Origin of the sequence: Paracoccus sp. R86501, assembly GCF_042466435.1 — a bacterium.
Taxonomy (GTDB): Bacteria; Pseudomonadota; Alphaproteobacteria; order Rhodobacterales; family Rhodobacteraceae; genus Paracoccus.
In genome coordinates, this window is record NZ_JAXHPZ010000001.1 from 1,126,767 (window position 1) to 1,138,738 (window position 11,972).

At 63.1% G+C, this 11,972-nt stretch carries 10 protein-coding genes; 5 read left to right on the plus strand and 5 right to left on the minus strand.

Translation table 11 applies throughout. The annotated features are described in order from the left end of the window. Positions 1-5 precede the first annotated feature (5 nt). The 4 genes from SJY40_RS05525 to SJY40_RS05540 are packed head-to-tail and all read left to right on the plus strand — an operon-like array spanning position 6 to position 2,887. Complete coding sequence (locus tag SJY40_RS05525; protein WP_378943629.1) at positions 6-449, plus strand: MaoC family dehydratase; 444 nt, start codon at positions 6-8, stop codon at positions 447-449. A gap of 31 nt (positions 450-480) precedes the next feature. After that, the gene (locus SJY40_RS05530) at positions 481-1,410 is read left to right on the plus strand and encodes a bifunctional riboflavin kinase/FAD synthetase (protein ID WP_378943631.1); all 930 of its coding nucleotides are present in this window, start codon (positions 481-483) and stop codon (positions 1,408-1,410) included. After that, on the plus strand, positions 1,410-1,850 hold the full coding sequence (locus SJY40_RS05535; protein WP_378943633.1) for a YcgN family cysteine cluster protein: 441 nt from the start codon (positions 1,410-1,412) through the stop codon (positions 1,848-1,850). Before SJY40_RS05530 ends, SJY40_RS05535 begins: the two co-directional genes overlap by 1 nt. Further along, entirely contained in the window at positions 1,847-2,887 is a 1,041-nt protein-coding gene (locus SJY40_RS05540) for a threonine aldolase family protein (protein WP_378943635.1), read from the plus strand. Before SJY40_RS05535 ends, SJY40_RS05540 begins: the two co-directional genes overlap by 4 nt. Here SJY40_RS05540 and SJY40_RS05545 read toward each other — a convergent pair whose 3' ends face one another. The 5 genes from SJY40_RS05545 to SJY40_RS05565 form a co-directional block, all read right to left on the minus strand. Continuing rightward, positions 2,888-3,358 carry a CinA family protein gene (locus SJY40_RS05545; protein WP_378943637.1) on the minus strand — a complete coding sequence of 157 codons (471 nt, stop codon included), beginning with the start codon at positions 3,356-3,358 and terminating at the stop codon, positions 2,888-2,890. Beyond that, complete coding sequence (locus SJY40_RS05550; RefSeq protein WP_378943639.1) at positions 3,355-3,849, minus strand: phosphatidylglycerophosphatase A; 495 nt, start codon at positions 3,847-3,849, stop codon at positions 3,355-3,357. Before SJY40_RS05550 ends, SJY40_RS05545 begins: the two co-directional genes overlap by 4 nt. A gap of 3 nt (positions 3,850-3,852) precedes the next feature. Beyond that, positions 3,853-4,998, minus strand: coding sequence for a bifunctional 2-C-methyl-D-erythritol 4-phosphate cytidylyltransferase/2-C-methyl-D-erythritol 2,4-cyclodiphosphate synthase (locus tag SJY40_RS05555; protein WP_378943641.1), 1,146 nt, complete (start codon positions 4,996-4,998; stop codon positions 3,853-3,855). Next, complete coding sequence (purL, locus tag SJY40_RS05560) at positions 4,995-7,175, minus strand: phosphoribosylformylglycinamidine synthase subunit PurL (RefSeq protein WP_378943643.1); 2,181 nt, start codon at positions 7,173-7,175, stop codon at positions 4,995-4,997. The genes SJY40_RS05555 and purL overlap by 4 nt, the downstream gene beginning before the upstream one ends. Positions 7,176-7,505: 330 nt before the next feature. Next, a complete protein-coding gene (locus SJY40_RS05565; RefSeq protein ID WP_378943645.1) occupies positions 7,506-8,411 on the minus strand; it encodes a LysR family transcriptional regulator in 906 nt (301 codons plus the stop codon). 161 nt (positions 8,412-8,572) lie between these two features. Between SJY40_RS05565 and SJY40_RS05570 the strand changes: the two genes are divergently transcribed. After that, complete coding sequence (locus SJY40_RS05570) at positions 8,573-11,962, plus strand: indolepyruvate ferredoxin oxidoreductase family protein (RefSeq protein WP_378943647.1); 3,390 nt, start codon at positions 8,573-8,575, stop codon at positions 11,960-11,962. Positions 11,963-11,972: the final 10 nt, after the last annotated feature.

Below are 11,972 nucleotides of genomic sequence, written 5' to 3' on the forward strand. Positions count from 1 at the left end.
ACGACATGCTGGACAACTTTCCCAAGGGCACGATCGTCATCGAGGATCTGGAGGTGGGCATGTCCCGCCACCTTCGAAAGCAGATCACCGATGAGGACATCCAGATGTTCGCCACCGTTTCGACCGACCGGAACCCGGTGCATCTGGATGATGCCTATGCGCAGGACACGATCTTCGAAGGCCGGATCGCGCATGGGATGCTGACGGCGGGGTTGATCTCGGCGGTGATCGGCGAACAGCTGCCGGGGCATGGCACGGTCTATCTGGGACAGACACTGAAGTTCATGGCGCCGGTCCGTCCGGGCGACGTCGTGCGGGCCGAAGTGACGGTCGAGACGATCGATCACTCAAAAAGGCGTGTCACGCTTGCAACCCGCTGCCTCGTGGGCGATAGGGTCGTGCTGAAAGGCGAGGCGGTCGTGCTGGCCCCAAGCCGCAAGTTCGACTGACGGGGCGCAAGGGCGTTCCATTGGGGGCGCATTGCAGATCCACCGAGACTGGACAGGACAGCCGTCAGATGCCCGCGGGGCAAGCGTTGCCATGGGCAATTTCGACGGCGTTCACAAGGGCCACAGGGCCGTCATCGACGCCGCCCGCGCAGTTGGCGACGCACCCCTTGGGGTCGTCACCTTCGAGCCGCACCCGCGTCAGTACTTCGTCCCTGACACACCGCCGTTCCGGTTGATGAACCCCGAAGCGCGCGCGAACCGTCTGGCGCGGCTTGGCGTCGATCATCTTTACGAACTGCCGTTCGATGCGGTGCTGGCGGGACTGACGCCCGACGCCTTTGCCCGTCAGGTGCTGGCCGACGGGCTGGGGGTGTCGCATGTCACCGTCGGGGCGGATTTCTGCTTTGGCCGGGACCGGCAGGGCACCGCGCAGACCTTGCAGGATCTGGGCCGCGAGCTTGGGTTTGGCGTCAGCATCGTGCCCTTGATCGGCACGGGGGACGAGCAATACAGCTCGACCGCCATTCGCAAGGCGTTGACCGATGGCCGCACCCATGAGGCCGAGCGTATGCTGGGCCATTGGCACCGGATCGAGGGCGAGGTCGTGCATGGCGAAAAACGCGGGCGCGAATTCGGCTGGCCGACCGCGAACCTGCGCATGGACGATCTGCACCTGCCGCGCCTTGGCGTCTATGCCGTGTTGATCGATATCCTGACCGGGCCGGACAAGGGGGCATGCCAAGGGGTTGCCTCGCTTGGGGTGCGCCCGATGTTCGGTCGCAACGAACCCAACCTCGAGGTTCATCTGTTCGATTTCGACGGTGACCTTTACGGCCACCATCTGTCGGTCGCTCTGGTCGATTTTCTGCGCGACGAGGCCAGCTTCGATGGCGTCAACGCCCTGATCGAGCAGATCGCGCAGGATGCCCGCGATGCGCGCACCATTCTGGCAGGTCGCTGATGCGCGATTACTTCTGGGAAAAGCCGCTGGCCAAGCTGACGCCGACCGAGTGGGAGGCGCTGTGTGACGGTTGTGGCAAATGCTGCCTGAACAAGATCGAGTTCGAGGACACCAACGAACTGGCCTTTACCCGCGTCGCCTGCAAGCTGCTGGATGGTCAGGCATGTCAGTGCAGCAGCTATGCCAATCGCCATGATTTCGTGCCCGATTGCGTGGTTCTGACCCCCAAGAAGATCAAGGAGATCGCTTGGTGGCTGCCCGCGACCTGCGCCTATCGCCTGCGCCATGAGGGCAGGCCGCTTTACGACTGGCACTATCTGATCTCGGGTGACCGCGAAACGGTGCATAAGGCCGGGGCCAGCGTGCGCGGCTGGACCGTCAGCGAGCTGTCGGTCGAGGAAGATGACTGGGAGGATCACATCATCGAGGATCTGTCATGAATTTCGCCTCCGACAATGTCCACGCGGCCCATCCCGTGGTGATCGAAGCGCTGGTGCGCGCCAATTCGGGTGCCGCCAAGAGCTATGGCGCCGATCACGTCACCGCCGAGGCCAAGGAGGCCATCCGCGACCTGCTGGAGGCCCCCGAGGCCGAGGTTCGCTTCGTGGCCACCGGCACCGCGGCCAATGCACTGGTCTGCGCGCAGCTGTCTCCACCCTATGGCCGGATCTATTGCCGCGACGACGCGCATATCCAGACCAGCGAATGCGGTGCGCCCGAGTTCTTTTCCCATGGTGCCAAGCTGGTGACCCTGCCGGGGGCGGGAGGCAAGCTGACCCCGCAGGTTCTGTCGCGCGCCATTGCCGAGGGCGCGGATGAAGGGCTGAACGGCGGGATGAACGCCATGGTCTCGATCACGAATGCGACGGAATGGGGGACAGTCTATACCCCCGACCAGGTGGTTGAACTGGCCCGCGTGGCCCATGACGCGGGGCTGCCGCTGCATATGGACGGCGCACGCTTTTCCAATGCGGTGGCCCATCTGGGCTGTTCGCCTGCCGACCTGACATGGCGGGCGGGTGTCGATGCGCTGTGCTTCGGCGGCACCAAGAACGGCGCCATGGGAGCCGAGGCCGTGGTCTTCTTCGACCCGGCACGGGCGGCAGGTTTCGATTACCGCCGCAAGCAGGCGGGGCATGTCTTTTCCAAGAACCGCTTTCTGGCGGCACAGATGCTGGCGCTTGCGACGGACGGCCTGTGGCGCGATTTGGCAAGCCAAGCCAACGCCAAGGCGCAGCTGCTGGGGCTGGCGGTCGAAGCAGGCGGAGGGCGGTTGTTGCAGCCCGTTCAATCGAACGGCGTTTTTGCCGCGATCCGACCTGAAACCCACCAGCGCGCGCAGGCGGCAGGGGCCTATTACTATCCCTGGCCGGACCCTTCGGTCGAGGGGACGGGCCTGGTCCCCATCCGCCTTGTCTGTGCTTGGGATACGCCGGATGACCAAGTGCAGGCCCTGTCGGCCATTCTGGCTGGCTGATCAATCCTTCAGCGCGTCCAGCAGCAACTGCAGGGCGTGCTGAACCGTTGCGGCGCGGACGTTCTGGCGACCGATCGCGCCGAAATCCACCGTTTCAGTTTGCGTGCCATAAGGCTGGGCAATGCCGAAACAGACACGGCCTTCGGGCTTGTGTTCGGAGCCGCCGGGGCCTGCGATGCCGGTTACGGACACCGCAATTCCTGCATCCGAATTGCGCAGGGCGCCTGCCGCCATCTGGGCCGCGACCTCTTCGCTGACGGCGCCGTATTCGGTCAGCGTGTCGGGCAGAACGCCCAGCATCTGCTGCTTGGCGCTGTTGGAATAGGTGACAAAGCCCCGGTCGAAGGCATCCGACGACCCGGGCACCTCGGTCAGGGCACCGGCGATCAACCCGCCGGTGCAGCTTTCGGCGGTGGCGATCATCACGCCCCGGTCACGTGCCGCCTGCAGGACATCGGCTGCCTGCGTCACAGCATCATCGGGATGTGGAACGCGGCCGCGGCGATCATCGTGGCGATGCCTGCGAACAAGCCAGCCCACAGGTCATCCATCATCACGCCCTTGGCGTCATGGCGACGGTCGGCGCGGCCGATGATGCCGGGCTTCCAGATGTCGAACAGACGGAAGAACAGGAAGGCGGCGACCCAGCCCGGATAGGGGAAGCTGTCCGCAGGCAAGCCCATCATCCAGAACCCGAAGGACGGGAACAGCAGGGCGATCCATTGGCCTGCGACCTCGTCTATGACGATCTCGCTGCGGTCGGGATCGGTCATGCCCTTGGTGTGGCGTGCGACGGTCCAAAAGCCGGTCGCCGTCACCGCGATGGTCGCCACTGCCAGCAGCGGAAAATGCCCGATACGGTGGATCAGCAGCCCAAGCGCCACCGCGACCGCCGATCCCCAGGTGCCGGGGGCGGGACGCAGCAGGCCCGCGCCGAACCAGATGCAAAGCAGGCGTTCCATGGTCTAATCCTTGATCAGAGTGACGGTTGCGATCGAAGCAATCCCTTCGCGCCGTCCGGTAAAGCCCAAACGCTCGGACGTGGTGGCCTTGACGCTGATGCGCCCAGCCTCCAGCCCCATGATGTCGGCAAGGCGGTCCTGCATGGCAATGGCATGGGGGCCGATCTTCGGGGCCTCGCAGATCAGGGTGACGTCGGCATTGCCGAAGCGAAAGCCTTCTTCGCGGGCCAGATTGGCGGCGTGTTCCAGAAAGATGCTGCTGTCGGCACCCTTCCATTGCGGGTCCGAGGGCGGAAAGTGCCGCCCGATATCGCCCATCGCCAGCGCGCCGTAAATCGCATCGGTCAGGGCGTGCATGCCGACATCGGCATCGGAATGTCCGATCAGGCCCGCCTCATGCGCGACCTTGATCCCGCACAGCCAGACATGGTCGCCCGGTCCAAAAGCGTGAACATCATAGCCATTGCCAAGGCGAATATCCATGCGACCCCCAAGGATGCGTTCGGCCCGCGCGAAATCTGCGGGATACGTGATTTTCAGATTGTCTTCCGATCCCGGCGTGATGTCCACCGGATGCCCGGCCCGCTGCGCAAGTTCGACATCGTCGGCGGCCCCTTCGGGGTGCGCGCGATGGGCGGCCAAAATGGCGTCCAGACAGAAGCCCTGCGGGGTTTGTGCGCGGAACAGGTTGTCACGGGGGGCCGCACCCGCCACGCGGTTGCCTTCCGCGCGCCACAGCGCATCCGACACGGGCAGCGCTGGCGCCGCAGCCACAGACCCGGCCTGCAGGGCATCGATGACCCCCTGAATGACCGCATCGTCAACCAAGGGCCGCGCGCCGTCATGGATCAGAACATGGGTTGCCTGACCCTCTAACGCGTGCAGGCCCGCGAGGACGCTGGCGGATCGGCTGTCGCCACCAGTTACGATGGTGACAGGCCCTGCATAGCGCGCGATGGCCGCGCCCATATCGTCGGGATGGACAACCAGAACCACGCGGGGAAACCCTGCAAAGGCGGCAAGCGCCCGATCAAGGACCGGGCGGCCAGCGATCTCGCGCCATTGTTTGGGATCGCCCGGCCCCGCGCGGGTGCCGCGGCCAGCCGCCGTGATAATGGCGGCATATCCCGCAGGGGCCGTAACGGTCATGCGTGGTCCGGCATGTCGCCTTTGATGGCTTTGGCAAACGCGCCGCGATACAGCGACGAAAGTCCGGCCAGCGCCGATGCATCATCGCCCAACTTGATGGTATCACCACCGAACTGACCAACGGTCGCAACCGGAACGCCCGCCTGCTGCGCCGCGTCCGCCAACGCCTTGGCATTGTCAGCGGTGCAAGCGACCAGATAGCGGGCCTGATCCTCGCCGAACAGCTGTGCGATGTCGGTGCTGTCCAGCGTCACGCCCAGACCGGCAGCCTCGGCCATTTCGAACGCGGCCAAAGCCAAGCCACCGTCGGACAGATCCGTGGCCGAGCTGAACAGACCGCGACTGGCCCGCAGGAATTCACCATGCAGACGTTCGGCGGCCAGATCGACATGGGGGGCGTCGCCGGCTTCGATGCCGAAAGCCTCGGCTGCCAAGGCAGATTGCCCCAGATGGCCTGCGGTCGTGCCGATGACCAGCGCCACGTCGCCATCATTGGGTAGGCCTGCAATCAGATCGTCCAGATCGGCGATCAGGCCGACGCCACCGATGGTCGGGGTCGGCATGATGCCGCTGCCGTCGGTTTCATTGTAAAGCGAGACGTTGCCCGACACGATCGGAAAGTCCAGCGCACGGCAGGCTTCGCCGATGCCCTTGATTGCGCCGACCAGCTGGCCCATGATCTCGGGCTTTTCGGGGTTGCCGAAGTTCAGGTTGTCGGTGGTGGCCAAGGGCAGGGCGCCCACGGCGGTCAGGTTGCGATAGGCTTCGGCCACGGCCTGCTTGCCACCCTCGAACGGATTGGCTTTGACATAGCGCGGGGTCACGTCGCTGGTGAAGGCCAGCGCCTTGCGGGTGCCATGCACACGCACGACGCCTGCGCCCATGCCAGGGCGACGGATCGTATCAGCGCCGACCTGCGTGTCATATTGCTGCCAGACCCACGACTTATGGGCATAGTTCGGGCTGCCGATCAACGCCTTCAGGCCGTCGATCGGGGTGATGGCGGGCAGGGCGGGCATGTCACCCGCTGCGGGGGTTTCCACCCACGGGCGGTCATATTCCGGCGCGCTGGAAGCCAGCTTGGACAGCGGGATATCCGCCATGACGGTATCGCGGTGGACAATCAGGAAGCGGTCTTCGGGGATGGTCTCGCCGACGATGGCAAAATCCAGATCCCATTTTTCGAAGATGGCGCGGGCTTCAGCCTCTTTTTCCGGCTTCAGCACCATCAGCATCCGTTCTTGGGATTCTGACAGCATCATCTCGTACGCAGTCATATTGGTTTCGCGCTGCGGGACGTCGTCCAGTACCAGCTTGATGCCCAGACCGCCCTTGTCGCCCATTTCCACGGCGGAACAGGTCAAACCGGCCGCGCCCATATCCTGAATGGAGATGACGCTGCCCGAGGCCATCAGCTCCAGGCAGGCTTCCAGCAAGCATTTTTCGGTGAAGGGATCGCCGACCTGAACGGTCGGACGCTTGTCTTCGATGGTGTCGTCGAATTCCGCGCTGGCCATGGTGGCGCCACCGACGCCGTCGCGGCCGGTCTTGGCGCCAAGATAGACGACCGGCATGCCCATGCCTGATGCTGCGGAATAGAAGATCTTGTCCGCATCGGCCAAGCCTGCCGCAAAGGCGTTCACGAGGCAGTTGCCGTCATAGGATGCGTGGAAGCGCACCTCGCCGCCGACATTCGGGACGCCGAACGCGTTTCCATAGGCACCGATGCCTTCGACCACACCCTTGACAAGATGCGGGGTCTTGGGATGTTCGGGGCGGCCAAAGGACAGTGCGTCCATGGCGGCAATGGGACGCGCGCCCATGGTGAAGACGTCGCGCAGGATGCCGCCGATACCGGTAGCGGCACCTTGGTGCGGCTCGATATAGCTGGGGTGGTTGTGGCTTTCCATCTTGAAGACGACCGCCTGTCCGTCACCGATATCGACGACGCCGGCGTTTTCGCCCGGGCCGCAGATGACCTGCGGGCCATCGACCGGCAAGGTGCGCAGCCATTTCTTGGAGGACTTATAGGAACAATGTTCGTTCCACATCGCGCTGAAGATGCCCAGTTCCGTGAAGGTCGGTTCGCGCCCGATGATCTGCAGGATGCTGTCATATTCTTCGGGCTTTAGCCCGTGCGCGGCGATCAGTTCCGGGGTGATCGACGGTTCCTGCATGGTTGGGCCCTTCCTGCGCATGAAATCACGGGCCTTTTAGGACCTTGTCGCCGTCATGGGAAGGGTGGCATTGATCCCGCCGGAACAAAAAAAAGCCGGGCACAAGGCCCGGCCTAAGTCCAACAGGGAGGTAGAAGGTGATTAGCAATTACGCTGAACATCGCCTTCTGAGCCCGATTTATGTGCATGATGTGAACTCTGCAAGTCTTTTGATGCTGCAATTGCAGCATAGCGGCCATGCAGTTTGTGAATAGCTGAAGACGTGGGCTGGATTGCCCGCGGTTTCAGCAGATTGCGAAGCTTGGTGGGCTTAATTTGCAGGCAGATCGGCTATTCGATGCCGGCCTGGCTCTGGTGGCGGCGATAGGCCTGAATTTCCTCCAGCACAAAATCGCGGAAGACGGCGACGCGCCGGGTCTGCCGCAGTTCCTCGGGGTAGGCCAGGAACACGGGGACTTCGCTTGATTCGTGGTCGGGGAAGACGCGCACCAGATCGGGGTGGCTGGCCGTCAGATAATCGGGCAGCACGCCGATGCCCAGATTGGCCAGAACCGCCTGCAGCACGCCGAAGTAGTTGTTGACGGTCAGCGTCGATCCGACGTTCTGGGCCATCAGATCCTGCACCAGACGCGCGCCGGCTGTCACCTGCGGAACGTCGGGCTTCTGACAGATCAGCCGGTGATCGCTCAGATCGGCCAATGACTGCGGCATTCCCCGCGCTTCGAGGTAGCCGGGGCTGGCGTAAAGACGCATGCGGATATTCAGCAGGCGGCGGCGGATAAGGTCGGACTGGCTGGGTTCTTTCATGCGGATGGCCACGTCGGCTTCGCGCATGGGTAGGTCCAGAACCCGTTCTTCAAGCATCAGGTCGATGCGAAGATCAGGGTATTTCTCGTACAGCTTCACCAGACGCGGTGCCAGCCACAGCGTGCCGAAACCAACGGCAGTTGTGACTTTCAGCTCTCCGAAGACGTTTTCTTCGCTGTCGCGGATGCGGGCCGAGGCGCTGTCCAGTTTGCGCGCCATGGATGACGTCGCCTCGAACAGCAGTTCGCCCTGTTCGGTCAGAATCAGTCCGCGCGCGTGACGGTGGAACAGCGTCGTTCCCAGACCTTCCTCCAGCGCGCGGATCTGACGGCTGACGGCGGATTGCGACAGGTGCAGAACATCGCCCGCATGCGTCAGGCTGCCCGCATCCGCGACCGCGTGAAAGATTCTGAGCTTGTCCCAGTCCATAGTTGTTACATTCCTGCCATATCAGCCATGCGCTTTTTGCAGACCTAACCCGCAGGTAGAATTCCTGCAAGGTAACCTCACGTACAGTTTTTTGTCTTCGTCGGTCAGCAATTCTGACCTATACTGCCGGAAAGGTCATCAGGCATTGGAGGATAGGCAGGATGAGCAAGCAGGAATTTTCGCTGGCGGACCGCCTCGATTTATCAAAGCGTCATGTATTGCTGAATGGAACGCAGGCATTGGTGCGTCTGATGCTGATGCAATCGGCACGCGACAAACTTGCCGGACTGGATACGGCAGGGTTGGTCACGGGCTATCGGGGGTCGCCGTTGGGGGCGGTGGACCTTCAGATGATGCGCGAATCAAAGCGGCTGGCCGAGGCGCAGGTTCTGTTCCAGCCGGGTCTGAACGAAGACCTTGCCGCAACGGCAATCTGGGGCAGTCAGCAGGCAGAGCTGCGGGGAGAGGGGCGCCATGATGGCGTCTTTGCGCTGTGGTACGGGAAAGGTCCCGGCGTGGACCGGACGGGCGACGTGATGAAGCACGCCAATATGGCCGGTTCGTCGCGCCATGGCGGGGTCGTCATGGCGATGGGGGACGATCATACGGGCGAAAGCTCGACGGTGCTGCATCAGTCGGATTGGGCGATGATTGACGCCTATATGCCGGTTCTGTCGCCGGCCGGTGTGCAGGAAATCATGGACTATGGGCTTTACGGGTTCGCGCTGTCGCGATTTGCGGGGGTGTGGGCTGGCCTGAAGACGATGAAGGACACGGTCGAAGCCACGGCCGTCGTCGATGGTGATCCGCACCGCCTGACCTTCGTGACCCCTGATTTTGCCATGCCCGAAGGCGGACTGAACATTCGCCTTGGCGACACGCCTGTCGCACAAGAGGCCCGGATGATCGACCACAAGCGGTGGGCAGCCGAAGCATTTTCGCGCGCCAACCGCATCGACCGTCAGGTCTGGGGCAAGCCCGGCGCACGGATCGGCTTTGTCGCTGCGGGCAAGAACTGGCTGGATCTGGTGCATGCGCTGTCGTTACTGGGCATCGACGAGGCCGAGGCCGACAGGCTTGGCATCACCACCTATAAGGTAGGGCAGACCTGGCCGATGGACATGAAGTCCATTCAGGAATGGTCCGAGGATCTGGAACTGGTTGTCTGCGTCGAGGAAAAGCGAAAGCTGATCGAGGTTCAGCTGAAAGAAGCCATCTTCGACAACCGCCATGGCCGCCGCGTCCACGGCTGGAAGCATGACCGCACCAAGGAAGAACTGTTTCCGACCCGCTATGCGCTGGACCCGGTGATGATCGCCCAGAAGATCGGCGGCATTCTGATCGAGGAAGGTCGCGGCACCGAAGCGGTTCGCGCCGGGCTTGCACGTCTGACCGAAGTTCGTCGGAACGACAACGCGCCCGAAATTGCCACCCGCACGCCGTGGTTCTGTTCGGGCTGTCCGCACAACAGCTCGACCAAGCTGCCCGAAGGAAGCCGCGCCTATGCGGGGATCGGGTGTCATTACATGGTCCAGTGGATGGGTCGCGACACCGAGGGTTTCACCCATATGGGCGGCGAGGGTGCGAACTGGATCGGTGAGGCGCCATTCAGCACCAGAAATCATGTTTTCCAAAATCTTGGCGACGGAACCTATAATCATTCGGGGATTTTGGCGATCCGTGCAGCGCTGGCTGCGGGGACGAACATCACCTATAAGATCCTCTATAACGACGCGGTTGCCATGACGGGCGGGCAGCCGAACGAAGGCGGTTTGTCGGCATCGCAAATCGCGCGCGAACTGGTGGCGATGGGCGTCGATCCGGTCGTGGTCGTCTATGACGAAAAAGAGGATGTGGACCACGACCAGTTCCCCAAGGGTCTGCGTTTCGAGGAACGCGCCCAGATGCCCGAGGTTCAGCGTGGTATCCAAGGCAGCAAGGGTGTCAGCGCCATCCTGTACATCCAGACCTGCGCCGCCGAAAAACGTCGCCGTCGCAAGAAGGGTCAATTCCCCGACCCCGATCGCCGTATCTGGATCAACCCCGAGGTTTGCGAAGGCTGCGGCGATTGCTCGGTCCAGTCGAATTGCGTGTCGATCGTGCCTTTGGAGACCGAGCTGGGGCGCAAGCGCCAGATCGACCAGTCCAGCTGCAACAAGGATTACAGCTGCGTTCAGGGGTTCTGCCCAAGCTTCGTGTCGGTGCGTGGCGGGTCGTTGCGCAAGCCCAAGGCACAGGCCTTCGACCTGCCGGATCTGCCGACGCCTGAACTGCCCAAGATCGATGGCACCCATAACATCGTCATCACCGGCGTTGGCGGGACCGGCGTCGTGACGGTCGGTGCGGTTCTGGCGCAGGCCGCGCATATGGACGGCAAGGGTGCCGGCATGATGGAGATGGCGGGACTGGCCCAGAAGGGCGGCGCCGTGCATATCCATCTGCGTCTTGCCGAAAAGCCCGGCGACATCAGTGCCATCCGCGTCGCCGTGGGCGAGGCCGATTGCATCATCGGCGGCGATCTGGTCGTCACTGCAGGTGCCAAGACCATCGGTCTGATGACCCAGGGGCGCACCGGCGCAGTCGTGAACGACCACGAGATCATCACCGGTGATTTCACCCGCTTCCGTGATTTTCAGGTACCCTCGGACCGGCTGAAGGTCTCGCTCCAGGCGCGGCTGCAGGACAAGGTCGCCTTCTTCGATGCGAACGATTTGGCGCTGCGGATGCTGGGCGACTCGATCTATTCGAACATGCTGGTGCTGGGCGCCTGCTGGCAGCGCGGGCTGATCCCGCTGCAGCTGGAGACGATCATGGAGGCGATCAAGCTGAACGGGGCCAAGGTCGCCGAAAACCAGCGGGCGTTCCAGATCGGGCGTTGGGCCGTGGCCTTCCCGGACCAGGCCCGCAAGCCCGCGACGGTGTCCACTCTGCCCGCGGATCCGGTCGCCCTGCGGGAGGAGCGCTTGATCGGCTATCAGGGCAAGCGGCTGGCCAAACGCTTTGGCAAACTGGTCCAGGCAGCGCCGCCGCAGATGCGTGAGGTCGTCGCAGAAAGCTATTACAAGCTGTTGGCGTATAAGGATGAATACGAAGTCGCCCGGCTTCATCTGACGGCGGCCCAGCAGGTTGCGGAAAAGTGGGATGGCGATGTCAGGCTGTCGCTGCATCTGGCGCCTCCGATGCTGACCGGCAAGGATGCCAACGGTCGTCCGAAAAAGCGCGAATTCGGGCCTTGGGTGCTGAAGGCCTTCAAGGTGCTGGCTGCGATGAAGGGGCTGCGCGGAACGCCGCTGGATCCCTTCGGCTATTCGGCCGAACGCAAACGCGAACGCGCCATGATCCGCGAATACGAACGCGACATGGCCGAGGTCTTTGCCGCCGTCACCGATACCACGATGCCTGTCGCGATCGAACTGGCGCAATTGCCGATGTCGGTTCGCGGCTATGGGCCGGTCAAGGATAAGGCCGCTGATCTGGCAGCCGCGCGGCGGGCCGAGCTGTTGCAGCAATTCCGCGACGGTCACGCACCACTCCGTGAAGCGGCCGAGTGAACTGGACCGT